Source organism: Variovorax humicola (assembly GCF_037889915.1).
In the GTDB taxonomy this organism is placed as follows: domain Bacteria; phylum Pseudomonadota; class Gammaproteobacteria; order Burkholderiales; family Burkholderiaceae_C; genus Variovorax; species Variovorax humicola.
The window spans coordinates 310273-336565 of the sequence record NZ_JBBKZV010000005.1 but is presented as its reverse complement, the minus strand read 5'-3'; the positions used below and the strand labels follow the sequence as shown (position 1 = coordinate 336565).

At 65.9% G+C, this 26293-nt stretch carries 24 protein-coding genes and 3 pseudogenes; 14 read left to right on the top strand and 13 right to left on the bottom strand.

Annotated elements, in window-relative coordinates; translation table 11 throughout:
* Positions 1 to 242: 242 nt before the first annotated feature.
* Both WKW80_RS12100 and WKW80_RS12095 read right to left on the bottom strand, forming a co-directional pair.
* Complete coding sequence (locus tag WKW80_RS12100) at positions 243 to 1871, bottom strand: FAD-dependent oxidoreductase (RefSeq protein ID WP_340363795.1); 1629 nt, start codon at positions 1869 to 1871, stop codon at positions 243 to 245.
* Between the two features lie 8 nt (positions 1872 to 1879).
* Positions 1880 to 2860: a Bug family tripartite tricarboxylate transporter substrate binding protein gene (locus WKW80_RS12095; protein ID WP_340363794.1), complete on the bottom strand. Its 981-nt coding sequence runs from the start codon at positions 2858 to 2860 to the stop codon at positions 1880 to 1882.
* Between the two features lie 110 nt (positions 2861 to 2970).
* Between WKW80_RS12095 and WKW80_RS12090 the strand changes: the two genes are divergently transcribed.
* From WKW80_RS12090 to WKW80_RS12060, 7 genes and pseudogenes are all read left to right on the top strand, one after another.
* The gene (locus WKW80_RS12090; RefSeq protein ID WP_340363793.1) at positions 2971 to 3666 is read left to right on the top strand and encodes a LysR substrate-binding domain-containing protein; all 696 of its coding nucleotides are present in this window, start codon (positions 2971 to 2973) and stop codon (positions 3664 to 3666) included.
* 243 nt (positions 3667 to 3909) lie between these two features.
* A pseudogene (locus WKW80_RS12085) lies at positions 3910 to 4149 on the top strand (DDE-type integrase/transposase/recombinase); the annotation flags it as partial.
* 337 nt (positions 4150 to 4486) lie between these two features.
* Positions 4487 to 5530, top strand: a complete 1044-nt coding sequence (locus WKW80_RS12080) for an SAM-dependent methyltransferase (protein WP_340363792.1) — start codon at positions 4487 to 4489, stop codon at positions 5528 to 5530.
* The gene (locus WKW80_RS12075) at positions 5527 to 6129 is read left to right on the top strand and encodes a DUF2878 domain-containing protein (RefSeq protein WP_340363791.1); all 603 of its coding nucleotides are present in this window, start codon (positions 5527 to 5529) and stop codon (positions 6127 to 6129) included. The genes WKW80_RS12080 and WKW80_RS12075 overlap by 4 nt, the downstream gene beginning before the upstream one ends.
* Positions 6119 to 6925, top strand: a complete 807-nt coding sequence (locus tag WKW80_RS12070) for a DUF1295 domain-containing protein (RefSeq protein WP_340363790.1) — start codon at positions 6119 to 6121, stop codon at positions 6923 to 6925. Before WKW80_RS12075 ends, WKW80_RS12070 begins: the two co-directional genes overlap by 11 nt.
* Positions 6922 to 7533: a DUF6134 family protein gene (locus WKW80_RS12065; protein ID WP_340363789.1), complete on the top strand. Its 612-nt coding sequence runs from the start codon at positions 6922 to 6924 to the stop codon at positions 7531 to 7533. Before WKW80_RS12070 ends, WKW80_RS12065 begins: the two co-directional genes overlap by 4 nt.
* Before the next feature lie 23 nt (positions 7534 to 7556).
* Positions 7557 to 7976: a DUF2177 family protein gene (locus WKW80_RS12060; RefSeq protein ID WP_340363788.1), complete on the top strand. Its 420-nt coding sequence runs from the start codon at positions 7557 to 7559 to the stop codon at positions 7974 to 7976.
* Positions 7977 to 7987: 11 nt separating this feature from the next.
* On the opposite strand, the gene WKW80_RS12055 is transcribed toward WKW80_RS12060, so the two are convergent.
* A complete protein-coding gene (locus WKW80_RS12055) occupies positions 7988 to 8647 on the bottom strand; it encodes a ChrR family anti-sigma-E factor (RefSeq protein ID WP_340363787.1) in 660 nt (219 codons plus the stop codon).
* Positions 8644 to 9381, bottom strand: a complete 738-nt coding sequence (locus WKW80_RS12050) for a sigma-70 family RNA polymerase sigma factor (RefSeq protein ID WP_340363786.1) — start codon at positions 9379 to 9381, stop codon at positions 8644 to 8646. Before WKW80_RS12050 ends, WKW80_RS12055 begins: the two co-directional genes overlap by 4 nt.
* An 8-nt stretch (positions 9382 to 9389) precedes the next feature.
* Between WKW80_RS12050 and WKW80_RS12045 the strand changes: the two genes are divergently transcribed.
* The 5 genes and pseudogenes from WKW80_RS12045 to WKW80_RS12025 all read left to right on the top strand — a co-directional run.
* Positions 9390 to 10769, top strand: coding sequence for an NAD(P)/FAD-dependent oxidoreductase (locus tag WKW80_RS12045; RefSeq protein WP_340363785.1), 1380 nt, complete (start codon positions 9390 to 9392; stop codon positions 10767 to 10769).
* A complete protein-coding gene (locus WKW80_RS12040) occupies positions 10766 to 11560 on the top strand; it encodes a DUF1365 domain-containing protein (protein ID WP_340363784.1) in 795 nt (264 codons plus the stop codon). The genes WKW80_RS12045 and WKW80_RS12040 overlap by 4 nt, the downstream gene beginning before the upstream one ends.
* A complete protein-coding gene (locus tag WKW80_RS12035; protein ID WP_340363783.1) occupies positions 11557 to 12825 on the top strand; it encodes a class I SAM-dependent methyltransferase in 1269 nt (422 codons plus the stop codon). The genes WKW80_RS12040 and WKW80_RS12035 overlap by 4 nt, the downstream gene beginning before the upstream one ends.
* A 322-nt stretch (positions 12826 to 13147) precedes the next feature.
* The gene (locus WKW80_RS12030; protein WP_340363782.1) at positions 13148 to 15880 is read left to right on the top strand and encodes a hybrid sensor histidine kinase/response regulator; all 2733 of its coding nucleotides are present in this window, start codon (positions 13148 to 13150) and stop codon (positions 15878 to 15880) included.
* A gap of 15 nt (positions 15881 to 15895) precedes the next feature.
* Positions 15896 to 16066, top strand: a pseudogene (locus WKW80_RS12025) (IS6 family transposase); the annotation flags it as partial.
* A gap of 110 nt (positions 16067 to 16176) precedes the next feature.
* Here the strand turns inward: WKW80_RS12025 and WKW80_RS12020 are convergent.
* From WKW80_RS12020 to WKW80_RS11980, 9 genes and pseudogenes are all read right to left on the bottom strand, one after another.
* A complete protein-coding gene (locus WKW80_RS12020) occupies positions 16177 to 16434 on the bottom strand; it encodes a hypothetical protein (RefSeq protein WP_340363781.1) in 258 nt (85 codons plus the stop codon).
* Positions 16435 to 16504: 70 nt separating this feature from the next.
* Complete coding sequence (locus WKW80_RS12015; protein WP_340363780.1) at positions 16505 to 17002, bottom strand: hypothetical protein; 498 nt, start codon at positions 17000 to 17002, stop codon at positions 16505 to 16507.
* Complete coding sequence (locus WKW80_RS12010) at positions 16995 to 17357, bottom strand: phage holin family protein (RefSeq protein WP_340363779.1); 363 nt, start codon at positions 17355 to 17357, stop codon at positions 16995 to 16997. The genes WKW80_RS12015 and WKW80_RS12010 overlap by 8 nt, the downstream gene beginning before the upstream one ends.
* Before the next feature lie 26 nt (positions 17358 to 17383).
* On the bottom strand, positions 17384 to 17710 hold the full coding sequence (locus WKW80_RS12005) for a hypothetical protein (RefSeq protein WP_340363778.1): 327 nt from the start codon (positions 17708 to 17710) through the stop codon (positions 17384 to 17386).
* Between the two features lie 558 nt (positions 17711 to 18268).
* Positions 18269 to 18744 (bottom strand): annotated as a pseudogene (locus WKW80_RS12000) (catalase); the annotation flags it as partial.
* Between the two features lie 149 nt (positions 18745 to 18893).
* Positions 18894 to 19499 (bottom strand): class I SAM-dependent DNA methyltransferase, encoded by a 606-nt coding sequence (locus WKW80_RS11995; RefSeq protein WP_340363777.1) that lies wholly within the window; start codon positions 19497 to 19499, stop codon positions 18894 to 18896.
* Entirely contained in the window at positions 19496 to 20263 is a 768-nt protein-coding gene (locus tag WKW80_RS11990; protein WP_340363837.1) for a PIG-L deacetylase family protein, read from the bottom strand. Before WKW80_RS11990 ends, WKW80_RS11995 begins: the two co-directional genes overlap by 4 nt.
* Positions 20251 to 21363 (bottom strand): acyl-CoA dehydrogenase, encoded by a 1113-nt coding sequence (locus WKW80_RS11985; RefSeq protein ID WP_422822892.1) that lies wholly within the window; start codon positions 21361 to 21363, stop codon positions 20251 to 20253. The genes WKW80_RS11990 and WKW80_RS11985 overlap by 13 nt, the downstream gene beginning before the upstream one ends.
* Before the next feature lie 2 nt (positions 21364 to 21365).
* Positions 21366 to 23789, bottom strand: coding sequence for a catalase (locus WKW80_RS11980; protein WP_340363776.1), 2424 nt, complete (start codon positions 23787 to 23789; stop codon positions 21366 to 21368).
* A 298-nt stretch (positions 23790 to 24087) separates the two neighbouring features.
* Here WKW80_RS11980 and WKW80_RS11975 point away from each other — a divergent pair, with 298 nt between their 5' ends.
* Both WKW80_RS11975 and WKW80_RS11970 read left to right on the top strand, forming a co-directional pair.
* A complete protein-coding gene (locus tag WKW80_RS11975; RefSeq protein ID WP_340363775.1) occupies positions 24088 to 24792 on the top strand; it encodes a glycosyltransferase family 2 protein in 705 nt (234 codons plus the stop codon).
* A 608-nt stretch (positions 24793 to 25400) separates the two neighbouring features.
* Positions 25401 to 26216, top strand: coding sequence for a hypothetical protein (locus WKW80_RS11970; RefSeq protein WP_340363774.1), 816 nt, complete (start codon positions 25401 to 25403; stop codon positions 26214 to 26216).
* Positions 26217 to 26293: the final 77 nt, after the last annotated feature.

Sequence of the window (26293 nt, the reverse complement as noted above, 5' to 3'; positions counted from 1 at the left end):
GCGTCGCTCGACCCATCTAGCTTGACCAAAGGTCATCCAGTCATCCCGCTTGTTTGTCTGTCTCGCGAACAGCGGGTCAAGGACTGGTGGCAGACGTTCGCGTACGGACTATGGACGACTCGGTCGGGCCCTTGAGCTGAATTTCGAATCGCGTGCTGGAACTTCCGCAATTGCTTGCCTAAGGTCACTCGATTCTCGTGCGCGGTCTTCTTCACGCTCGCGCAGCGCGAATCAACAAGACTTTAGCGCCTGGCGTGCTGGTAGCCGACGCGCTGAACTGGCGTCAACGCACCGAAGCTTGGCCACGCCAGCAGAACGCCTTGCAGTTCCAGCGTGCGCTGGAAGTCCCCGAGCAAGTCCTTGTCGGCGCGTACTGCTCGCAGCGGTTGCTTGCGCGCGAGGGCGAACGCCGCCAGGGTGCCGGCGGCTTCGCCGATGCTCCATTCCGTTGCGTGCTCGCGGTACGCGCCGTTGGTGATGCGTGTGGTGCCCAGGTTCTTGCAAGCTGGCAGCAAGTTCTCGACGCGTACCGGCAGTAGTGCGCCCAGTGGAATCTGGAAAGGGAAGGAGTCGATGTCCACCGTGTTGCGACCCCGTGTGCTTGGGTGCAGGTCGATGCGATAGGCGCCAATGCCCACGCTGTCGGTAAAGCGCTCGGCGCCAGACCCGCCCGGTCGCGCGGCCACACCGATATGCTGCTCCAGCACTGTGAACTCGGCGTGGATCCGGCGCCCTTCGCGGTAGTAGGCCTGCTTGGCCAATCCGTCGGTCGTGCCCAGCACGTCGCCTCGCAGCCTCAGGCCGCGATAGCCGTAACCGCCATCGTGGCGCGGCGCATCGGTCTGCATCCAGTAGAAGAAGGCCAGGCTGAATTGGCGCGCTTCGTCCAGGGCGAGCGCCTGCGCGTCGAGCGACACGCCCACGACCGGATTTTCCCAATAATCCATCTGCGGCCAGTTGGCCAGCGTGATGTCGCTGGAGTAGCTGCCTGGCTCGAAATTCTGCCGGTAGGCAATGCGCCGCGCGTGCCACAGGTCGTAGAGCGAATCGGTATCGGTCGGTCCGACGAACAGCGGACGCTCGCGCGGCTGGTGGGTGACGAAATCACTCAGTGTCCAGCTCAACTGCGGGCCTGGCCAGCAGTCGAGTTGCAGTGTCTTGAGTCGATCGTAGTCACGCGGCTTGTCGATCGTGTGGTCCTCACCGGGCAGGTAATCCGCGGCCAGGCACCAGGTGATGGCCTGCTGGTCGAAAGGATCCGCTTCGGGCAGCGCGTGCAATTCGTTCGTCTGCGACTGCGCTTCCGCGCCGAACACATGCTCGACCTCGGCCAGCTCCAGCAGGTCACCAATCTCCGTGGCATCGACAAAGATGGGGGCGATCAGCACAAGCTCCGTGCCGGCATCCAGGTCTCGCACATGCACTGCGCGGATGCGGTCTCCGTCGGTCTGGGCTTTCAGCATGCGATGTTTGGCCAGCACGGTTACGCGGCCGGCCGCAACGTGCGGCGCCAGCAACTCGTCGATCGCTTTCACCGCGACCCACGGTTCGTGGCACAGCGAACCGACGTTGCCTTGCCCGGGGTTGAGCCGCACACGCGCGCGCGCTGCGTCCGTCAGCGGCAGGTGTCGCCGGTAGTAGTCGCGGATTGTTTCGCGAAACGTGGCGTAGCTTTGCGATGCCGTCAGATATTCGATCCAGGGATATTCGTCCGGTGGGACGCCTTGCGAAGTCAACTGGCCGCCGAGCCAATCGAGTTCCTCCACCAGGATGACTCTTGCACCCAGCCTCGCGGCTGCCAGCGTGGCGGACACGCCGCCCAGCCCCCCGCCGATGATCACGACGTCGGCAGTTCGTTCAGTGGCGTTCATGTTGCGGCTCACTCCGCCTTGATGCCGAGCTTGCGGATCGCGTCGCCATAGCGCTGGGTTTCGCTGGCGATCAGCTTGCCGAAGTCGGCAGGGCTGCCCGGAGTCGCCTCGACGCCGATGCCCTGGAGCTTGGCCTTCGTTTCCGGATCGCTCAGCACCGCGTTGATTTCCTTGTTCAGGCGCGCGACCACTTCAGCCGGTGTGCCCGCCGGCGCCAGGACGCCGAACCAGCCGGTCACTTCGAATCCAGACATACCTTGCTCAGCGACCGTCGGCACATCCGGCAGTACGCTCGAGCGTGCTTTCGTGGTCACCGCCAACGGACGCAGCTTGCCCGCCTTGATGTGGGGCAATGCGCTCGACGGAATGTCGAACCCCAGGTCGACCTCGCCAGACAGGAGGGCCGTCAGTGCAGGGCCGGAACCCTTGTACGGCACCATGACCATGTCGATCTTGGCTTCGTTCTTCAGGAACTCGGCTGCCAGGCTCGTGGTGGTTGCGCCGCCGCCGCCGGCCGCGTAGTTGAGCTTGCCGGGGCTCTTGCGGGCCGCATCGATCACGTCCTTCAACTGCTTGTAGGGCGCCGAGGCCGGCGCCACGATCACGACGGGCGACGCGCCGACCTTGGCGACGGGTTCGAAGCTCTTCAGCGTGTCGTAGCTCAGCTTGGGGTACAGCGCCGCGCTGCCCGCATGCCCGCTGGTCACCATCAGCAGCGTGTAGCCGTCCGGCTTCGAAGCGGCGACTGCGGCCGTTGCGATGGTGGCACCCGCCCCGGGTTTGTTGTCGACGATGACCGGCTGGCCGAGCGAGCTACCGAGCTTCTGTGCCAACAGGCGCGCGAGGCTGTCTGCCGAGCCGCCGGGCGCAAAGCCGACGACCAGGGACACGGGCTTGGCGGGATAGGTCTGCGCGTGGGCAGTGCACAGGGCCAATGTGGCGCCGGCAACGAGGAGGCCCTTCAACAAGGGGCGGATGGAGGGGGTCATGGCTTGTCTCTTTCAAGGGTGGTAGGAATGGCATGGATGCTAGAAACACCCGCCACCCGGGTCCAATACCAATAGCGGCACGCCTTATCGCGACGCCCGAGGCACACACCTTGCAAACGGAAGTCGACAAGGTGTACCGCGGTGTTCAGCACGTGCAGAACGTGGCGACTCACCTGCGCTTTGGCGACCATGCAACGCTGCGGGTGTTGTCGAGCGCCAATACCGCACTACAGCTCGTGCCCGGTGCTACAGCGAAGCTGCTGGAGCGCTTTGTCCATTCGAAAGTGTTTTTCGAGTCCTTGCCGACCCGCGAGATCGTGCAGACCTTGGTCGCCGAAGAGGCCGATGTTGCGATTTCAAGCGCCCCACTGGACCACCCGGTTCTCGATGTGCGGGAGATCGGGCGGTGGACGCTGCAGTGCGTCGTGCCCAAGGGCCACGCGTTGGTGGCGAGGAAGTTCGACCTGGCCACGGCGTTAAGGCAGCGCCTGATCATCTACAGCCCTGAGGCACCACAGAGCCGGATCATCGATGCCTGGCTTGAGAAGTTCGGCATCGCACGGCAGGTGGCAGTGGAGGTGCGCTCGGGCTATGCCGCCTGCGCCATGGCCGCCGCCGGAGCGGGCGTTGCATTCGTCGACGACTTGTCTGCTCGGGCACATCGTTCGGAGAATCTTGCGCTGATCAAGATCCCGGACGCGCCGCAGTTCGCGATCTACAGCGTGACCAACGTCAACCGGCCGCCCTCCCAACTCGGGCAGACATTTCTCGAGATAGTTGCCAGCGAATTGGCGGCCTTCTCGTAGCCCGGGACGTAACTATTGAAGGGCGCTGTACAGCAGCGCGCCTGAGTCGGGCACCGACGCTGCCGTCGCTTCGTCAGGCAATTCCATCGCCAGTAGCCAGCTCCCTTCGATCGCATGCGTCTGGCCGCCTTGAAGCCAAGGCAGGGACGCCGCGTCGGCTCGAACTCACCGTCTACGACGTGCTCCTCGAATCCGCGACGGTGGCGAGGCCCGCCTCACCGCCGACAAGTGCGGCTACGACGTGCTGACTCTGGCGCGGACATCGAATTGCGTCAGAGCAAATACTTGAACAACATCGTGGAGCAGGACCACCGCGCGATCAAGCGCATTGTGCGACCGATGCTCGGATTCAAGTCCTTTCGCTGCGCGCGCATTCTCATTGCCGGCATCGCGTTGACGCACAGGATCAAGAAGGGCCAACTCGAGTGCGCGGAACGCCAGGTCACGCCCGCAGGATCGAAGTTCTATTCGCTGGCTTTTTGAGCGGCAGGCGAAAGCCTGGCTTCATTGCGCTCCGCGCCGTTACAGAACCCGACGAACTCCATCAAGATTCAGACGGCCGTTCCCCGAAAGGACAGACAGCTCTATGACCATCGCAGGCGTCTGCTGTCCAGAGGCCCGCGGTTCAGTGATCTACGCCTACGACAACAAGCTCGACACCAGGAGAAATCACGGGAAGCGATTGGCGGGCTCAGCAGCGCCAGGGGGCTCGTCAGGGCCTCTACACGCTGCGGCTCTGCATCCGCGCTGCTGATCCAAGCGCGGCGCCATCACGTATAGCAACGACGGCGCACTCCCGTGCCGGCAGAAAGGATGCTTCATGCCAGCAAACGCTGCGCTCGCGATCCAGTGGGTCGAACGAGGCCTGGTGCCCGATCTCGTCGTCAGGCAGGGTATTCGCCGGCTTCTGCGCGAGCGGCTGGTCGAGCTGCAGCGTGGCGACCCGGCCGGCAACGCCGACGCCACCCAGGATTTCGTCGACCGGATGCGCTGCGCCGAACTGGCGCCCCTGCCGGCAAAGGCAAACGAGCAACACTACGAAGTGCCGGCTCCGTTCTTCGGCGGCGTACTGGGCCCGCATCGCAAGTACAGCAGCTGCTACTGGCCAGAACACGTGTCGACGCTGGCGCAGGCCGAGGCGGCGGCCCTCGAACTCAGCTGCGAGCGCGCCGGTCTCGGTGATGGCCAGGCGGTGCTCGAGCTCGGCTGCGGCTGGGGCTCGCTGACCCTGTGGATGGCCGAACGCTATCCAGGCAGCACGATCACGGCGCTGTCGAACTCGGTCTCGCAGCGCGAACACATCGAGGCCGAACTGGTGCGCCGCGACCTGCGCAACGTCCGCGTGGTCACCTGCGACATCAACGGCTTCGACACGCCGCAGCGCTTCGATCGCGTGGTCTCGATCGAGATGTTCGAGCACCTGCGCAACTGGCAGCGCGCCTTCGCCTGCGTGGCGCGCTGGCTGCGCCCTGGCGGCAGGTTCTTCATGCATGTGTTCGCGCACCGCGCCGTGCCGTACGCCTTTGTCGAGCGCGACGCCAGCGACTGGATGAGCCGGCATTTCTTCTCGGGCGGAATGATGCCCAGCGACGACCTCGCGCTGCACTGCCAGGACCACCTGAAGCTGCAGCGCCGCTGGCGCTGGGACGGCACGCATTACCAGCGCACGGCCGAGGCCTGGCTGCGCAACATGGATGCGCACCGCGCCACGCTGTGGCCGCTGTTCTGCGCCGTCTACGGGCAGGAAGCCGAACGCTGGTGGGCGCGCTGGCGCGTGTTCTTCCTGTCGGTCGCGGAGCTGTTCGGCTACGAGGACGGCCAGCAGTGGTGGGTCAGCCACTACCTGTTCGAGAAGCGGGCATGACGATGCGGCCGCTCACGCTTCGGCTGGCGAACTTCGTGGTGTTCCAGACCGCGTGGTTTGCCGCGGTGCTCGGCGCGGCGCATGGCATGCCCCTGTGGGGCACCGCCTGTGTGCTCGGAGCGATCGCCTGGCACCTGGTCGCCGCCAGGCAGCCGGCCAGGGAGGCGATGCTGGTGGGCATCGTCTGCCTGCTGGGATTTGCAATCGAATCTGTCCACGCCACGCGTGGCCTGGTGCGCTATCCGTCCGGCCAACCGGACCCGCATCTCGCACCCTACTGGATGGTGGCACTGTGGGGGCTGCTCGCCATCGCCCTCAACGTGACGCTGCGCTGGCTCCGGGGCCGCTGGTGGCTGGCCGCGGCGCTGGGTGCTGCGGCCGGGCCGGCGTCCTTCGCGTCGGGCGTCGCGCTCGGTGGCGCGCAGTTTGTCGATCGCGCGCCGGCGCTGGCCGCACTGGCCCTGAGCTGGGCCTTTGCACTGCCGGCGGTGGTCTGGCTTTCGATCCGCTTCGATGGCTTCGATGGCTTCGGCGGCTTCGGCGGCTACGGCGGCTACGGCGGCTTCGACGGCGGTTCAGGCGGACGTCATGCCGGCTGATTCGCTGATGCTGACGCACTTGGCGCTCGAAGGCCTTGCGTGGTGCGCAGCGCTCGGCCTGCTCACCTGGCTTGCCAGCCTGGCACGGCAGGATGCCAGCCTCGCAGACCGGGTGTGGCCCGCACTGATCGGCGGAGCCGGCCTGCTGTACGTGCTGAGATGGCCCACCGCATATTCGCGCGGCCTGTGCATGGCCGCGTTGGTTCTGGTATGGGCGCTGCGGCTGGGCATCTTCATCACGCTGCGCAACCGTGGCCACGGCGAAGACCGGCGCTATCGCGAGATGCGCGCGCGCAACGGGCCGAACTTCGGCCTGAAGAGCCTCTACCTGGTCTTCGGCTTGCAGGCGCTGCTCGCATGGATCGTCTCCGCCCCGCTGCTGGCCGGCGCGGCGGGCGGGCGTGCGTGGAACTGGCTCGACGGCGCCGGCATGGCGGTGGTGAGCTTCGGCATCGTCTTCGAGGCGATCGGCGACGCACAGTTGTCGCGCTTCAAGCGCGAACCCGCCAACGCTGGCCGGGTGATGGACCGGGGACTCTGGCGCTTTACCCGGCACCCCAACTATTTCGGCGAGGCCTGCGTCTGGTGGGGCCTGTGGTTGATGGCCCTGGCGGGGGCGGGTTGGGCCGGCCTGTGGAGCGCGGTGTCACCGGTGCTGATGTCGCTGCTGCTGCTCAAGGTCTCGGGCGTCGGACTGCTCGAAAAGGACATCCACGAGCGCCGCCCCGCGTACCGCGACTACATCGCACGCACCAACGCCTTCGTCCCCGGCCCGCCGCGCAGGAGCGCCCCGTGAGACGGACGCTGCGCCGGTGGACCGGCGTCCTGTGCCTGGGTATCGCAGTACTGCAACCGGCCACGGCCGGCGTCGATGAGTGGAATTTTCGCGCCTTCCTGGATGGCTCGCCGATCGGCGAACACCGCTTCGTGCTCAGCGGCGCGGGCGACGAGCGGCGCCTTTCGAGCGAGGCGAGCTTTGCCGTCAAGCTGCTCGGCATCACGGCCTACCGTTACCGCCACAGCGCCACGGAACGGTGGCGCGGCAACTGCCTGGTCCGCCTCGCAGCCGACACCGACGACGGCGGCAAGCGCAGCCGCGTGCGACTGGACGCGGAAGGCGACGGCCCGTTGGCTGGCTGCGTGATGAGCTTCGCCTACTGGAACCCCGCGATCCGGTCGCAGACGCGGCTCCTCAACGCGCAGACCGGGCTCCATGAGAACGTGCGGGTCTCCCGTATCGAGGAGTCCGTGATCGACGTGCGCGGCACGGCAACCCAGGCCGTCCGTTGGCGCATCACCGGCCCCGCCGCCGCGATCGACATCTGGTATTCGACCGCGGACGAATGGATCGGCCTGGACTCCACGCTCGAGAGCGGGCGCAAGCTCAGCTACCGTCTCCCATGATCCCCATTCGCCCAGGAGTCCCCATGTCCTTTCGCCAGTTCGCCGTCGCCTATGCCGCCATGTCCGTGGTCTTCCTGGCGCTGGACGCCATCTGGCTCGGCAGCATGGCCGAGCGGCTCTACCGCCCGGCGATCGGGCACCTGATGCGCGAGCGCTTCGCCCTGGGGCCAGCCCTGGCCTTCTATGCGATCTACGTCGCGGGCGTCGTCGTCTTCGTGATCGCGCCTGCACTGGCCGAGCGGCGCTGGCAATCCGCGCTCGGCATGGGCGCCCTGCTCGGGCTGCTGGCCTATGCGACCTACGACCTGACCAACCAGGCCACGCTCAAGGACTGGCCGTGGCGCGTGACACTGGCCGATCTGTGCTGGGGCACTTTCGTCACCGCGGTCTCGGCCGCAGTGGCATGCCGCATGGCCCTGGCGTTCGGTGGACCGGCGCGCTGAGAGCGCCGCCTTCACATGTCGATCAGCGCGCCCAGGGTGCGCGCCACCGCACCGTCGAACAGCATCCGGCCTTCGATGGAGGCGAGGCAGATGCATTCGCCGCTCGCCTGAACCACCGGTTGATGGTGGATGCTGCCGTCGGTCTGGTCGAAATCACCGGCCTCGAACAAGGCGCGTCCGTCGTGAAAGGAACCGTGCAGCACCTGGGTGAGTTCTGTGTCGCTGTGCGTGTGCCGTGCCAGCTTCATGCCGGCGCCGATGCGAAGCAGGAACAGCTTGGCCTGCGGATCGGCAGGCAGCGCGACCCGGCTCCAGCGCATGCCGGGACCCAGCCAGCGCCAGCGCGTCGCGGTGCAGGCCTGCAGCGCGCGCGGCCAGACCATGCCTTCAGGCGGCGCCGGCAGGTGCGCCACCGGGCGCGCCGGCGTCGCTTCGGGCGGCAACGCATCGATGGCCGCCAGCGTCCGGGTCAGCGCCTGCGGTGACAACGTCTCGGGCGCCAGGTCTTCGAGCACCACCGCACCAGCGGCTTCGAGCAGTTGCAGGCGGCTGCGGCATTGCGCACACGCCTCGACGTGAGTGGCCACGACCAGCGAGGGCCCGCCCGGCAGACTGCCCGCCGCCATGGCGAGCAGGAGATCGTCGGCGGGATGGTGTTGGATCATCGTCATGGTTCGAACCCGTCGAGCATTCGACGCAGGTGGTGCACGGCAAGGCGCACGCGCGACTTGACCGTGCCGAGTGGAATGCCCAGCTCGCGCGCGATGCCCGCGTGGGGCCGCTCCTCGAAGAAGGAAAGGCGCAGGATCTGCGCCTGCTCCGCCGACAGCTGCGCCATCGCGACGCGCACGAGGGTCTCGCGCTGGGTCGCGAGTACCTGTTCGTCGAGCGCCGGCATGGGGTCGACGATTTCGTCGATGTCGTCATCGGCGCCATCGACGGTGCGGTTGCCCTGGCGCCTGAAATGGTCCATGCGCAGGTTGCGGGCAATGGCGAAAATCCAGGTCGAGAGGCCGGCGCGCGCCGGATTGAACATGGCGACCTTGCGCCAGACCATCACCATGGCTTCCTGGGTCAGGTCCTCGGCTATGGCCTCGGGCGTTCCAGATGCCATCAGGTAAGCCTTCACCCGCGGCGCGAAATGCTTGAAGAGGGCGGCAAAAGCCTGCCGATCGGCGGACTGCGCCACGGCTTGTACCCAAGCGTTCAATTCCTCGCTGGTCGGCATGGCTCCCCGCCGCTGCTGCGTTGTCACGATCGACAGCCACGGGGTTCGAGGCGCTGCGGGCTTCGAGGCCGATGTGGTGGGCTGTCGCACGGTGGTCATGCGGGTCTTACGTACCGCCGCGGAAATTAGATCACAGCGAACGAGAAACAAATCCAAACGCGCATTGGTTGCGTACAAGGAGCACCATGGCCATCACCCCCACCGCCTCGCAGAACCATCAGTTCCCGCCACGATCCCATGATGACCTCGACGTGCTCGACGTGGCGGTGATCGGCAGCGGCATCTCCGGGCTGTCGGCGGCCTGGCTGCTGTCGCAGCGCCATCGCGTCACCGTCTTCGAAGCCGACGGCCGGCCCGGCGGTCACAGCCACACGGTGGACGTGCCAGCCGCCAGCGGCGCCTTTGCCGTCGATACCGGGTTCATCGTCTACAACGAGGCCGCGTACCCGAACCTCACGGCGCTGTTCGACCACCTCGGCGTCGAGACCGAGGCTTCCGACATGAGCTTCGCGGTCAGCCTGGACCAGGGTGCGCTGGAGTACAGCGGCACCGACCTGCGGGGCCTCTTCGCGCAGCCGCGCAACCTGCTGCGTCCGCGCTTCTGGTCGATGTTGCGCGACCTGGTCCGCTTCTATCGCCAGGCGCCCGTCGACGCCGGCCGCATGGGGCTGATGCCGCTGGACGACTACCTCGACCGGTGTGGCTACGGCCGTGCATTCCGGGAAGACCATCTGTATCCAATGGCGGCGGCCATCTGGTCGACGCCCGCCGCACGGATCGGCGCCTATCCGACCGAGGCTTTCGTGCGCTTTTGCGAGAACCACCAGCTGCTGCAACTCTCCGGCCGCCCGGCGTGGCGCACGGTCAAGGGCGGCAGCCGCCAGTACGTCGAGCGCCTGACCCGCGGTCTTGCCCAACCTTTGCGGCTCGACAGCGCTGCCGTCGAGGTCTGCGCGCTCGCAGATGGCGTGCTCGTGCGCACCGGCCGGCGCGAGGCGCCCGAGCGCTTCGACCAGGTGGTGATCGCCACGCATGCCGACCAGGCCCTGCGCCTGCTGCCGGACCCCAGCGCCGATGAAACACGGCTGCTGGGCGCCTTCGCGTACAGCCGCAACCACGCCGTACTGCACCGCGACCCGACGCTGATGCCGCAACGCCGCGCGGTCTGGTCGAGCTGGAACTACATGGCGGACCGCCGCAACCCGCATGCCCTGTGCGTGAGCTACTGGATGAACCGGCTGCAGCGCCTGCCGGACCCAGCGCCGCTCTTCCTGACGCTCAACCCGACGCGTGAGCCTCGTGGCGATCAACTCATCCGCACCGAGGTTTACGAGCATCCGGTCTTCGATGCCGCGGCGATCCGGGCCCAGCAGGAGCTGTGGTCGCTGCAGGGCCAGCGGCGCCTCTGGTTCTGCGGCGCCTACTTCGGCGCGGGCTTCCATGAAGACGGCCTGCAAGCCGGACTGGCGGTGGCCGAGGCGCTCGGTGGCGTGCGGCGGCCCTGGCGCGTGGCGAACGAATCGGGCCGCATCCGCCTGCATGCGCCGGTGGCGATGGCTTCATGAGCATCCACTCGGCCCTCTACAGCGGCAGCGTGATGCACCAGCGGCTGCGGCCGGCCCGCCACCGGCTGCGCTACCGGGTGTTCTCGCTTCTGGTCGACCTTGACGAACTGCCCGATCTGGCACGGCGACTGCGCCTGTTCTCGTTCAATCGCTTCAACCTCTTCAGCCTCCATGAGCGCGACCATGGCGCCGGCGCCGAGCGGGGCCTGCGCGCCCATGTGGACGCCCAGCTTCACGAAGCGGGCCTCCAGACAGGCGGCGCCATCCGCCTGCTGAGCATGCCGCGCATCCTCGGCCATGTCTTCAATCCGCTGAGCGTGTACTTCTGCCACCGGCTTGAGGGCCCGCTGCAGGCGCTGCTCTATGAAGTGAACAACACCTTCGGAGAGCGGCACAGCTACCTGATCGAGGTGGATCCCGCGTTGGGCGAGCGCGAGACCATCGTCCAGTCCTGCGCCAAGCGCTTCCACGTGTCGCCCTTTCTCGCGCTGGACCTGCGCTACCGCTTCGGCATCGATGCGCCGCACCCGGATCGGGGCGAACTGCGCATCTCGATCACCGCGAGCGATGCCGAAGGCCCGGTGCTCACCGCGTGCCTGGACGCCGGGCGCCGCGCGCTGGACGACAAGGCCCTGGCGATCGCCTTCCTCACGCATCCGCTGCTCACGCTGAAGGTGGTGTCCGCGATTCACTGGGAGGCCTTGCGCCTGTGGATCAAGGGTGTGCGGCTGCATCCGCGGCCGCCTGCGCCGTCCGAGGCGATGACGATCATCAAGCGCAGGAACCCATGAACACTTCCCCCACCTCGGACGCATCCCCGGAGCCGCTGGCGCAAGCGCGGCGTGCCGGCCGGAGCCTGGCCGTCCTCTGGGCGTCCTGGGCAGGCGTGCCGTTTCGCCTGGTGCTGCGGCGCATGCTGCGAGGTGTCCGGTGCGGTGCGCTTGCGGTCGAGCTGCCGAATGGCGAGCGCGCCGAAGGACGCGGCGCGTCTGCCGGCCCGCAGGCCTCGATCGTCCTGCATCGCTGGCGACCGCTGGCGCGGCTGCTGCTGCAGGGCGACACCGGTCTGGCCGCCTCCTACCGCGACGGCGACTGGTCGAGCCCCGACCTGCCAGCCCTGCTCGAATTCGGCATCCGCAACGATTCCGCGTGGGGTCACGCGCTCGACGCCTCGTGGCCGGCACGCTGGTTCGGCCGTCTCGTGCACCTGGCGCGCAGCAACACCCGGCGCGGAAGCCGCGAGAACATCGCCTTTCACTACGACTTGGGCAATGACTTCTACGCCCAGTGGCTGGATCCCGAACTGGTTTATTCGAGCGCCCTCCACGCCACCGGGAGCGAGTCGCTCGAGGAGGCGCAGGCGCTCAAGCTGCAACGCATCGTGGAGCTGGTCGAGCTGAAACCGGACATGTCAGTGCTGGAGATCGGCTGCGGTTGGGGCGCCCTGGCACTCGCCCTGGCCGCAACCCAAGGCGCGCAGGTCACGGGCCTGACCTTGTCGGCCGAGCAGCTCGCGCATGCCCGCCGCCGCGTGGCCGGCAAGCAGTTGGAAGCACAGATCGACCTGCGCCTGCAGGACTACCGCGACGTCGAAGGCCGGTACGACCGCATCGTGTCGATCGAGATGCTCGAAGCGGTGGGCGAACGCTACTGGCCCACCTACTTCGACACGCTGCGCCAGCGGCTGAAGCCCGACGGACTGGCCGTGCTGCAGGTGATCACGATCGCCGATGCGCATTTCGAGCACTACCGCAGCCACACCGACTTCATCCAGCGCTTCATCTTCCCGGGCGGCATGCTGCCATCGCCTTCGGCGATGAATGCGCAGGCCGAACGGGCTGGATTGACAATGAAGACGACGCAGACCTTCGGCGAGAGCTATGCGATCACGCTGGTCGAATGGCGGCACCGCTTTCTGCGGGCCTGGCCGGCGATCGAAGCGCTGGGCTTCGACGACGCATTCCGCCGGCTGTGGGAGTACTACCTGTGCTATTGCGAAGCGGGTTTTCGGGCGGGGCACGTGGACGTGGGCCTCTACACGTTGGCGCATAGGTGATGCGGGACGCGTGAGCAGCATAGGCTTCACTCATCGCGCAGGCACGTGAGCGTAGGCCGACATCGCGTCTCCATCTGCAAGGTGTCTCCATCTCCTACCCTGCTGATAGATTCCGACGTACTTGACGCCGCGCCGAAGTCGCCATGCTAGCCAGGCACTTTTCCGGGAGATGCGTGCATGAGACTCACGAAGGGATCGGGCGATGTTGTCGCCCCGACGAACACCCGGCGGCTGATTTGATCAGGAATTTCCAAGGCCTCCGATGCGCCCGGTCACTCTGCAACATCGACTGCTCCTACTAACGTCCCTCGCCGTCCTTCCCTTGGCTTTGGTCCTCGGCATTGCACTGCTGACGCTCTTGGGCCAGCAGCGAGAGCAAACCGAGCAGTCGACCTTGAGGCTGGCACGCGCGTTGGTCGCTTCGGTCGATTCCGAGCTGAAGCAATCCGTCTCGGCCCTGCAGGCTCTTGCGTTGGTAGAGCAGTTTGGCGGAACGGACGTGGGTGAGAACGCGAGCGCCTATGTGCTGGCCAAGGCGTTTCGCGGGTCTCGACCTGATTGGCGTGGGATTGTGCTCGCCAAGACGTCAGGCGAGGTCGTCTTCGGAACCGAAAGTCCGTTCGGAGGAGCGAAGTGGAGCGTCATGGAGCCAACCACGGTCGCTGATGTAGTGAGAAACCGTGCGCCTGCTGTCGGCCCTTTCGTGCAGGGTCCTGGAGGCAACTGGGGCTTTACGGTTCGCGTCCCGGTGTTCCGCCAAGACAAGCTCGTGTACGTTCTCACCGCCATTGTCGACCCAGGCGCAATCAGTCGAGTGTTGGACCGACAGCGTGTGCCTGAAGGGTGGGTCGCCTCGGTTTTCGACTCCAACAACCGCCGCATCGCACGGTCGCGAGATCAGGAAAAGAACCTGGGCTCGGCTCCGAGTGCCTCGCTGAAAGCCTTGCTGTCGCAGGCGGCCGGTCGAAGCGAAGTCGTCGGCACCACTTTCACCCTGGAGGGCGACAAGGTGCATACCGCCTTGGTCCGGATCCCCCTGGCCGACTGGACCGTGGCCCTTGGAGCTCCCACGGCGGTGGCTGAGACCGCAATGTGGCGCTCGGCGATTGCGTTCGGCGGCGGCCTGTTGCTGTCGTTGTGTCTCGGAGGCATGGCTGCCTGGCGGGTCTCCCGCAGCATCGTGCAGCCAGTCGCCCAGCTTCGCGACAACGCCACGACGTTCGGCAAAGGCGGCCCCTTCTCGCCGATCAGGGCCGGATTCGTCGAGATAGAGGCGGCGTCGGACGCGTTGGTCGAGGCGGCGGAACTACGCTCTGCAGGTGAAGCGGAACGCGAACGACTGCTTGTGGCCGAGCAGGCAGCTCGCGGCTTCGCGGAGGAGGCGCAACAGCGCCTGCAACGGCTTGTCAGCGCCAGCGCGCTGCTGTCGCGATCGTTTGAGGAAGATTCGATCCTCGCGGCGATCGCAGCGGTCATCGTCCCGGACATCGCTGATGTCTGTCGCATAGACCTGCTCGATGGCGAGGGCCGCCTGCAACGCAAGGTGACCAGGCACGCTGATCCCGCCCGGACGGAGGCCATTGCCCAGGTTGTGCGCACAGGGACGGTCTCAGCCGGCACACCTGGTTCCTTCGCTTCGGTGATCGCGTCGGGGCAGACCTATTTGCGCAACTTCGATTCGACCGAACACCAGGACATCTCCGATCCAACTTTTCGCACCTTCGCGCGCACGGTTGGGATGCGCGCTGTCTGCGTGGTTCCATTGGTCGCTCGGGGCCGTACCATCGGCGCGATGGCCGCGGTGCACGCCGAGTCGGGACGCCGCTTCACGGCGGAAGACGGGACGCTAATCGGCGAGTTGGCACAGCGAGCGGCCCTCGCTCTGGACAACGGCCGCCTCTACAGTGAATGCAAAGTTGCCTTGGAGCACGCCGAAGTGGCCAACCGCACGAAGGATGAGTTCCTGGCGATGCTCGGACACGAGCTTCGCAATCCTCTGGCTCCGATGGTCACCGCGCTTGAACTGATGAAGCGCAGGGATGACAGCGTCTTCCCGCGCGAGCGGCAGATCATCGGTAGACAGGTGAAGCACCTCGCACGCATGGTCGATGATCTCCTGGACATCTCGCGCATCACCTCCGGGAAGGTCAAGCTCAATGCGGAATCGGTCGACGTGCATGACATCGTCACCAGGGCGCTGGAACTCACGATGCCCGTGCTGGAGGCACGTTCCAGTCTGCCACTGGTCGTGGCGCCCGACAGTCCGATCCTTGTGCGCGGGGACTCAACGCGGCTGACGCAGGTCCTTTGCAACCTGCTGAACAATGCCGCCAAGTTCACCGCCAAGGACAAGTCCATCCGCATCCAATGGTCTCGCACCGGAGCCGATGTGTCCTTGACAGTTGCCGACGAGGGCATCGGAATACCCGCGGCGCTGCTGCCCCGCATCTTCGATCGTTTCGTTCAGGGCGAGCAGGCCCTTCAGCGTGACAGCGGCGGCCTCGGGCTGGGTCTGGCCATCGCGCGAAGCCTGGTCGAGTTGCATGGCGGGCAGATTCGCGCGGAAAGTGAAGGGCCAGGGCTGGGAAGCGTCTTTGCGCTCAGGCTGCCTGCAATGGCAGGTGAAGTCTTCACCGACGGCGCCGCCTCGGGTCGGGATTCGGCTGCGGCGCCGGTGCGCCCACCAGGCCGGCTGCTGGTCGTGGATGACAACGCAGACGCAGCGGAGGTCCTCGCGCTTATGCTGCAGCTCGACGGCCACGAAGTGAGGACAGCGGGAAGCGGTCCGCAGGCGTTGGACTTGCTAAAGACCTTTGTGCCCGAGGCGGCCATTCTTGACATCGGCCTGCCGGGCATGAATGGCTACGAGTTGGCGCAGACGCTACGCGCTCGCCCGGAGACCCGAGGGATGCTGCTGATCGCGCTCACAGGCTATGGCCAGGAATCAGATCGCATCCGAGCACTGGCCGCCGGCTTCGATCTGCACATGGCGAAGCCTGCGCAAATCGAAGAGCTGCGCGTCGCACTTGACCAAGTTGTTCGCTCTCGGGCCTGACGTGTCTCGGGCACCTGCGTGCGCTGGTATGCAGCCTACCCCCGAACATATTGAGGAATGATGGCCGAGCGCGGTGTCTGCGTCGATCACGCCACGGTCCATTGTTGCGCGATGAAGATCCTGCCGGTGCTGGCCGCGGCGTTTCGGCAACGCAAGCGACCGGTGGGGATGAGCCGGAGGACGGACACCCTTTCGCCCTTCTCGTCCCAGCGGTCCTTCTTGGCGCCGCCCGATCGGCGAGCCCTGCTGCGGCGACGATGCAGAGATCGCCCGGGAAGGAGTGCGCATCGCTCAATTCAGCGTCTGCGTGGAACGCTGACTGGGCCACGCCGCAGGGAGTGCCCCAGATAGCCGGCCGTCGCGGACAGGAGAATCAACAAGGGGAACATTGCGAGCAATGACGAGAACGCCAGGCTGCCGGCCTGGTTGGCGCTCTGGTGCAGCACGTAGTTGCGACCGGCCAGAAAGATGACCCGCAGACCTCGCGTCGCCATCGCCACGCGCGCCAGGCGACGCCAGCTTGCGAGCATCCGGCGCATCGGGTTCATTTCCATGGCATGTGGCGTGCAGTGCCCAGTCGGCAGGTTATCTTCGCTGCATCATGAAAGCCGGGCGCAGACGAATTCAGGAGGGCGTTGTTGCCGGGAGAGGATGCCCGACCGGCACGGACGCCGCCAGGTTGTCCTCCGCCGCCCCGGTAGCCTTCCTGACAACGTCAGAGATCATCCCGGAAATATCCGAACTCCTGAGGATGAGCGTCACGAGCGTGGCGGCGGACAGCAACTTCCACGGCTTGAGGATCCACAGCAGCGCACCCGCGCCGGCACCGTAGGCGACCAGTTTGCCAGGATGTCGTTGAGCGTAACGCTCCAGCAGGGGCTGGCCCAGCTGCAAGGCGCTGTTGAGCGGATGCCGGAGCCACCACCGACCCACCACGCTTCGACTTGCTCTTGCAGCAACGGCCGAAGCGCCCGCGCCTGTCCCGGATCGAGGCAACTCGACGACGCTCACAGCACCATTCGTTGCGCTCTTGACTTCTTCATAGCCCATGGCAGCGACCAGTTCTGCACGTGACAGAGCCAGCTTTGCTTTCGCGGCGCGGGGCTTGACTGCATCAATCATCGTTCGCCTCCTTGATGAGGCGCAACGCCCTGACATCCGCCTCCAGTTCGTCCTTCACATCGTCCACCTTTTCCTTCACCGTTGATCTCAGGGCCAGCAGCAGACCGACGAGCCCGAGCACCCATGCCGCGCCCGGCACCGCAACGAGCACCCAGTGCCAGGAACCCTGGAGAAAACCCAGCATGACGGCAATGCCGCTGAGGCCCAGAGCCAGCAGCAGAGCGAGGATCGCGACGACGGCGCCGGCGGCCCGCGTCGCCAGGGAAGATCCCATCGCGGAAAGCTCGCTCCTGAACAACTCCGCATAGTTCGCCAGATGCCTGAACAGCAATTCAGGGCGGCGCAACAACGCCATGAAAATGGGGTGGATCACGGTGCAGGTCAGTAGTAACGGCTTCGCATCGTGGAGACCAGCAGTGCCGAGATCAGGGAACTCACCACGGCAGTGATGAGGACCGCCTTCAGGGGGTCATCGTTGATCGCCTTGGTCAAGTAGTCGGTCGTCTGGCTGAGTTGAGACTTCACGCTGTCGATTTTTTTGCCCGCGGCGTTGACAGCATCCGTCGCATAGGCCCGACCGGTCGCAACCGCGTCCTGCGCAACTTGCTTCGCGTCAGCGGCGACGCCTTTGGCCTTGTTGACAGCGTCTTGACCGACCTGCTTCGCATCGTCCGCGAGTTGGTCGGGGGATTTGTTGAAGTCGTCCATGAAAATCTCCTTTGTTGGAGCCCGCCCAGCGCCGGCTCGCCGAGCGACTGTTGCTTCGGTCTTGCCGATTCGCTGTGAGGGATATTGACGGACAGGCGTAGGCGTAGGGCGCAGCGCCAGCAGTGCAGCCTTCAATGGACTGCGCGGTTGACCGGATCGGTGCTGCACTTGGCGCTAAAGAAGTGACAAATGCCGCGTTAGCCTTCAGTAGGATTTCGCCTGCCCCGCGAGGAGGCAGCGGTGGGCAATGCGGCGCAGCGACTTGCGAATTCAGGCGCCCGAGCAGCTTGTTGTGCGCGCACGACGAACATTCAGCATCCACGCTTGGCGCGCTGGTGGCGGAGTTCATGCTGGTACCGCGATATAAAAAAAGCGAGCACCTTGCTTGCGGCAAACCCACCACCTCATCAAGACTTTGGCGGGTCGTTCTCGCGCGCGAAGTGCCGTGGCGAACCCGTCGCTGCGATGAATTCGGCGAGTGCTCATCGGCATCACCGGCGTCCTCGAGGATCAAGTCTGGATCGGGCGAGCCGTCCGGCAAGCGCATTGGAATCTACGCATCTGCGCCGTGCAGAAGGCAACCTGCTCCGTCTCGGCGAAGAAGTTGCCGGGATTCCGGTTGAGCAACATGCGACCCACGATTTGCACCGGCATGAGCTCTTCGGGCATGAGCTTGGTGGCGTCGAGGATGTCGAAGCTGAATTGTTCGGCCTGCGCCTAGGTGAAGATCTGCAGGCCGAGCTTGCACTCCGGGTATTCGCCGGCCTCGATGGCTTCCCACAGATCCCGGCGGTGGAAGTCGGGATCCGCGCCAGAGATTTCACGGCCTCCTCCCAGACCATGGAGTGGGTACCGAGCCCGGGTTGCCAATGGAATTTGAGGAGCACCGATTCAACCGCGTCGTTGACGAGGCGAAACGTGTGCACCCCGAAACCCTGCATCATTCGATGGCTGCGCGGAATCGCGCAGTCCGACATCTGCCATATGAGCATGTGCGTCGACTCGGGCATCAGCGAGACGAAATCCCAGAACGTGATCAAGAACGGCCAGCTTGACGACGTCGAGGGCCAAGTCCCTCCCGCAGGATCGAAGTTCTATTCGCTGGCTTTTTGAGCGGCAGGCGAAAGCCTCGCTTCATTGCGCTCTGCGTCGCTACTGCGACAGAACCCGGATGTGCATCCTCTCAGCGAATGCCTTCGCGCTCGGCCACGGAGCGCCGGTCGCGCGACCAGACCTGCAACAGGAAGTCGCGCTCGGCATGAACGACGAGGCGCGGCAGGCCGATCTCGGCCAGCGTCGCATGGACGCGCGACGTGGACTGCGCGCGTTCGCTGAAGTCTGGCCGCCAGTCACAAGCGACCAGCGTGCCGTCCGGTGCGAGGGTTGCCGCGCACAGGGCCGCGACCTGTTGCAGCGCACCCGGGTCCAGGAAGTAGCCGACCTCGCTGAGCACGATCAGGTCGAAGGGCGCCTCCGCTGCCGGCCAGTCGACCGGCAAGCTGTGCGCCTCGATACTCACGTTGGCGAGCTTCGCGGTGCGACGGCGGGCAACGGCCACGGCCTTCGGGGAGAAGTCGCTCGCGAGCACCGCATCGCAGCGCCGCGCCAGTTCCACCGTGAGTTCGGCGGCTCCGCAACCCGGCTCGTAGGCGCTCCTGAAATGCTCACGCGGCAAGCTCGCCAGGAGGATGGCGCGCTTGCGCTGCTCGTACCAGCGCTCGCGCAGTCCGTAGGGGTCGTCCGTGGCGCCGTAGAGGCCTTCGAAGTAATCCTTGCGCTCCTCGCTCATGTGAAGAAAACCTCGAAGGGACGACGAGCACGCGCCACCGTGCTGGCACGCAGGATCGGCTGCGCGCCGGTGGTGTCGTCCGGCTGAAGTTGGCTCTGGAAGGCCAGCGTGGCGCGAATCTTTCGCGGCAATGCATTCGCATCGAGTTGCAGGCGACGTGCACCCGCCCACGGCACTCGTGGATCGCCGGGTGCGGCCCAGTGCCACGCCCACACCGGCACCTCGACCAATCTCGCGCCCACGTGCCGGGCTGCGTGAGCGCTGGCATGGCCGGTTGCTTCATGGTCCGGATGACCATCGAGGCGCCACGTCGTGAACACGACATCGCCCGGCCGCAGCAAGTTCAGAAACTTGTCTTCGAGTACGGACCGCATCTCCGACAGACGCCCGTCGGGCAGGCCCAGGCGCAAGGGAGGCTGCAGCAAGCCGAGCAGCGCCAACGCGCGCCGGCTTTCGAGCGCACGCGCGTGTCCCAGGTCCGCGGGCGTCCACCGGCTCGATCCAGGATGGCTTGCCGTGCCATCGGTCACCGCGATGACGCAGACTTCCCGGTCGCTTTCGGCGAGTTGGGCCAACAGCCCGCCCACCGAAAGCACCTCGTCGTCGGGGTGGGGTGCCACGACCACGGCGCGTGCGCCCGCGGGAACCAGGACTTCGGCCGTGACGGACGGCAGACTTGCTGCGTCGAGCCATGGCAGCCAGTCGCTCTCCGGCGTGCCCTCACCCTGGTCGATCAGGCGATCCCCGTCCATCACAACACCCATGGACAAGTGCCGGCCTGGACCATGCGCTGCCCCAGTGCCGCAAGGTCGCGTTCTGCATGGCTCTGGCGCATGAAGACGGGCAGGTCGGCCATGGCCCGTGCAAACCTGGCGTTGCGGCACAGCGGCCCGGCGCCGAGGGCACGGCCTGCGTGGTGCATCACCGTCCCGGCCGCGGCCTCGACGGCGAGTCGGGTACGCAGTGCCAACGCCTCGGCATTGGCATGAGGATCGACATCGATGGCTGCAGCCGCCTCGCGCAGCAGTGCGGCTGCGCCAGCCATCGCCACATCGATGGCACCCAGGTGCGCGAGCCGGTGCGGATCGCGGCTCGTGGCGGACAGCTCGCGGGCCATCTCCGCAATGCCCAGCGCACCGCCGAACCAGCAAGCTGCAATGCCGGCGGCGCCCTGCCAGAAGCCGGGTCGTCGGGTGTAGTCGCCGGGCGACCCGAGCAGCACGCCATGCGCATCGGCGAACTGAACGTCCACGCTGTGCGAAGCCGCCATGCCCACGGCCTGCCAGCCGGACTGCGTGACCTGCACGCCCGGCTGCTGCATCGCGACCGCGGCGAGGCAGGGTTCGCCGGCTTCGTTCCAGCCACTGACCACGGCATCGGTCACGCTCGCCGCGCCCGAGCACCACGCCTTGGTGCCACGGATCTGCACCCCGTTCCCTTCGCCCTGCGGCACGAACGCCAGCCGTGCATCCGGCGGCTCGGCACACCACGTGCCCCAGCGGGAACGCTCTGGCGGTGCCGGCCCGTCGAGTTCATGCAGGATGGCCAGCGCGTCGGTATGTCCTTCGAACAGCTTCACCAATGAAAGATCGTGCGCGGCCACCGCAGCAAGTTGGCGCCATCGCTGAAGCGTCCTGCCGCTGCCGGGCATCGGCAGTCTGTCGAGGCCGGCGGCAACCAACTGCGCCAGCGTGAGGCTTTCGCCGTGCTCGCGCTGAAGGCGAGCCAGGTCGTCGATATGACCGCAAAGATCGCAGGCGTTATCGCGAAACGTAGCTGCATGCACAAATCCACCGTAGATGACACTCCCCGCGCATTCCGTCAGTCCACGAGGTTGTTCCGTCGCGAAGGATGACGAAGTCATTTTCAAATCTTCGGGGGATCGGTCTCTCGACCAAAATGGCGCTGACGCCCCAAGGCCGCCACAAAATCGGCGATGGCCTCGTCAGCGCTGGCGGCATCAGCAAGGATGAGTCCCGGGTCTGCCTCGCCATCCGGCAGCGCCATGGGAATCTGCGCTTCGGCCAGCAATGCTTCGGATGCGCCAAAAGCCAGGATGGTCTTGCAGTGCCAGTATTGGGCGCGCAGGAACTCGAGAGTGTGGGCGTCCGCATCAAGTGCCTGCAGCGCTTCTTCCCCGTCAGGCAACACCAACGCGTCGAACAGGAAGCCGGGCGAATTTTCCAGCGTGGCATCGGCTGCAAACCTCTCGCCGCCGACGCCGACGTAGGTGCCCAGGCGCGCACCGACCAGACGCGGTACCGCGCCCGCCGCGACAAGTGCCGAGACCACCTTGCCAAGCGATGAACCTTCGACACCCGGCGCCACCAGCACTGCCACCTTGCGCGTTCGGATCCCCCCGTCGCCAGGGCGTGCCATGAGCGAGAGCGCCGGAGACCGGTTCACTTCCGGCGGCGTCGGGTTCTCGAGGGCCTTGGGCAAGGGTGCCGGCAGTTCCATTCCCAGATCCAGCGCAAGGCGAGCGCCCAGTTCCGTTGACGCGTTCAGCAGACTGGCCACCATGCGCTCGCGAATAGCCGGTACCGTGACCTTGGACAGCTCGAAACGGAACGCGTTGCCGATATGGGCTTGCTCGACCGGGGTCTGGCTTTCAAAGAAGAGGCGCGCCTGGGTGTAGTGATCTGCGAACTTCTCGGGCTTGATGCGCACCTTGTCGGCGCTTTCCTTGGCATCCAGGCGGCGCGCCACGCTTGCAAACCCCTGCCCCGCACCGGCCTGAAATGGACATCCCCCGGCCAGCGAATTAGGCTCGTAGGCCACCCGCCCGCGGTGAATGGCCTGGCGATGCATGCCGTCGCGCTGGTTGTTGTGCACCTGCGCGACCGGCGCGTTGATCGGCAGTTCATGAAAGTTCGGTCCGCCGAGTCGACTGATCTGCGTGTCGACATAGGAATGAATGCGACCGGCCAGCAACGGATCGTTCGTGAAGTCCAGCCCCGGCACGATGTGTGCCGCGCAGAACGCGACCTGCTCCGTCTCGGCGAAGAAATTGTCGGGGTTTCGGTTGAGCACCATGCGCCCGACGATCTGCACCGGAACCAGCTCCTCCGGAATCAGCTTGGTCGCATCCAGGATGTCGAAACTGAATGACTCGGCCTGCTCCTCGGTGAAGATTTGCAGGCCGAGTTCCCATTCCGGGTACTCGCCCGCTTCGATGGCTTCCCACAGGTCGCGACGATGGAAGTCCGGGTCGGCGCCGGAGATCTTCACGGCCTCTTCCCAGACCATGGAGTGCGTGCCGAGCTTCGGTTGCCAGTGAAACTTGACGAGGAAGGACTCGCCGTTGTCATTCACCAAGCGAAATGTGTGAACACCAAATCCCTGCATCGTGCGATAGCTGCGCGGGATCGCGCGATCGGACATCAGCCACATCAGCATATGGGTGGACTCCGGCATCAGCGAGACGAAGTCCCAGAATGTGTCGTGTGCGCTCGCAGCCTGCGGAATCTGATGGTGCGGCTCGGGCTTGACTGCGTGGACGAGGTCGGGGAATTTCATCGCATCCTGGATGAAGAAGACGGGCATGTTGTTGCCGACCAGGTCCCAATTGCCCTCGTCGGTATAGAACTTGACCGCAAAGCCGCGCACGTCGCGCGCCGTGTCCTTGGATCCACGCTCCCCCGCCACCGTCGAGAAGCGAACGAACACCGGCGTTACCTTGCCGGCTTTCTCGAACGGCGCGGCCTTGGTGTACTGCGTCAGCGGCTCGTAGCATTCGAAGAACCCGTGGGCGCCTGACCCGCGCGCATGCACGATCCGCTCGGGAATCCGCTCGTGGTCGAAGTGCGTGATCTTCTCGCGCAGGATGAAGTCCTCCAGGAGCACCGGTCCGCGCGCTCCTGCCTTGAGCGAATTCTGGTTGTCAGCGACCGGGACACCCTGGTTCGTCGTCAGCCGCTGGCCGCTCGAATCGACGCGTACACGATCGAGCGTGTCGATGGAGGCGTTGACGCCTTCCGGTGCCACGGTGCCGGTCTTGCCGGAAAAGTTCTCTTCGGACAAGGTGCTTGCACCCGGCAGCCTTGACGGCGGATGCGCCCTAAGCCCCTCGGGGGTCAGAGGCGCGTTTGCCTCGCCATGCTCCAGCGGCTTGTTGGAGTTGACGGGAATAGCGCTTGCGAGCGACTGTGTATCGATGGACTTCTGCGTCGGCAAATCGCCCTTGCCGGCCTCGGGAGGCGCAGGATCCGCTGGCGCGCTGTCGGTATTGCGTGCAGCCGCGTGAGCGGCGTCAAGCTGCGCGGTAGAACGTGTGGGTTTCTTGGCCATGACGTCTCTCAAAGTGGGGCGTGCGAGGCTAGACGCACCGACACTCCTCATTTGTAGGAGACGTTCCATTCCGGACAGGCGGCGGCCATGCGCGCGGTCGCCTCACCCGAACGTGACTCCGCCAGCGGCCAGCGGCCGGCGGGGTGGTTGTCCAAGATTGATCGACAAGTCCCCCCAGTCCGTCTTTCGCCGCCGTCGCGCAACGACGCCTACAACGAATGCCACTGTTCACCGACGACGCCCTACTTGGCCGGGCCCTAGCGTGCCGCCCCCATGTTGGCCACAGGGAGTCCCAACCATGCTCGGAGTTGTTGTGCCCGCCCACAACGAAGCGGACGTGATCGGTGAGTGCATTCTTCGCATTCAGCAGTGCGCGGGCAACCCACGCTTGCATGGTGAAACCGTGGAGCTGGCAGTGGTCGCCGATGCCTGCACGGACGCTACCGCCTTGCTGGCCGCGAAAGCCGGCGCGCTGACCCTCGAGATCAATGCACGCAATGTGGGTCTCGCACGCGCCTCGGGTGCGGATTTGCTCCTGTCCCGCGGTGCACGTTGGCTCGCCTTCACGGACGCGGACACGCTGGTGTCGCGCGACTGGTTGGCCGAACAACTCGCTCTCGACGCGTATGCGGTTTGCGGCACGGTAGGGGTGGACGACTGGACGCCACATGGCGAGCACGCCGACCTGCTGTGCTGGCACTTCGGCGTGACCTACACGGATTCGGACCATCACCGGCACATCCATGGCGCCAATCTGGGTGTGTCCGCGGCAGCGTACCTTCGCGCCGGCGGCTTCCAGCACCTGGCTTGCAGCGAAGACGTCGCACTGATCGCCGCGCTGGAGGCCTCGGGAGCCCAAATCGCCTGGAGCGCTCGACCGCGCGTCTCAACGAGCGCAAGGCGCATCGCGCGCGCCGCGGGAGGATTTGCCGACGCCTTGATGGAGGCCGTCGCCGATCGACTTCGAACCGGCACCTTTCCTGCCGTGTTGCCGACAACCTGATCCGCCACCATGCAGCTTCTCGACCTGATCCAGTCTTACTTTCCGCAGGTCGCCATACGCATTTGCGCTGCGCCCGTGCTGAAGCAGATGGTGGCGCTCGGCGAGGCTGAACAGCCGTAGCACCTGCTCGGTGGTGGGGTGCGCGCAATGTCGTTGCTCGGGATAGATGGAAAGTTCTTCGATGCCCTCGCGCGTCATGGCCTGGCGCAGCTCTCGCTCGACGAGGGCCTGAAGCAGGACCGATGGCGTATTCGTCTCGATGACAAGATCACACGAGGCGCGACGTTCGCGGCGCCGGTAGCAAGCACCCTGAAGAATCGTTCGTTCGCATTGCATCTTTCGCGGCGAAGCTGCGCACATCGTGACCTCGCGCGCTGGCGCTCGATGCCTCGCAAGAAATAGGTCAAGACACATCCGCAAAGCCCAAGGCGACCGCTCGGCTCCCCGTGGGCGAGCGCACTGCTGTCCGCCAAGCCAGACGGAGCGGGTGCGAAGCACGCCTACAGCGCACCCCTTCACAAGGCCTAAATTGAAACCATGCAGCAGCGATCCGGTGCGCACCGCTGCCCAGCTTTCCACCAGCGCACGCAAAGCCAAGGAGATACAGGATGGACTCACGTGACGACGATGACCGCCGCTACAGGCGCCAGCAGGAACAGTTTCAGCGTGGCCGCGGCGGCCAGCAGGGTGATTACGAGACGCCGTACAGCGGCCCAGGCGGCAGATATGGCAGCGGTACGGGAGGATCGGACTATGGTGGCGACAGTCGGGGCGGCTATCGCGATCGCAACACCGGCAGCGGCTACAACCGGATGAGCAGCGCCGACTATGGCCGCGGCACCACGGGCCAAGGCACGGGCCAAGGCAGCTGGCACGGCCATCCGGACGACGAGCGCTACGGCGACTTTGAGCGCGGTCGACAACAATCGCGCCAAGGTCGCGGCGGGGCCGAAGACTGGCGTGCCCCGTGGGGCGGAGAAGACGGTGGCCGTTTTGGCGGGGATGGCGGCAGCGGCCAGGGAGGGGATGGCGGCTACGGCCGCGGATCCGGCGGCCAGAGCCGCTATGGTCAAGGTCGCGACGAGATACAAGGTCAGGCCCGTTGGGGCCACGTTCCCGACCGGTTCCAGAGCCGCCATCGCGACCCCGACTACGACCAGTGGCGCAATGAGCAGATGCAGCAGCTCGATGACGACTACGAGGCGTTCCGCCGCGAGCGCTACGGCAAATTCGCCGACGAGTTCAACACGTGGCGAGCCGGCCGGGCGCAATCTCGGCAGGCAAGCGCCAGCGACACCAAGAGCAAAGCCGGCAGCGGCTCATTGAGCAGCGACACAAGTGGCAGCGGCAAGGGCGGCACGCTCTCGAGCAGTGATGCCGGGGCCACCAGCGGTGGAAGCTCGGGAAGCAAGCAGCAAGGCTAGCGTCGAGGTCGTTGCGACGCTGGGGACGGCGGTCGCGGGGCTCCCGACTATTCGTCAAGAAATCGCTCCGTCGCCGT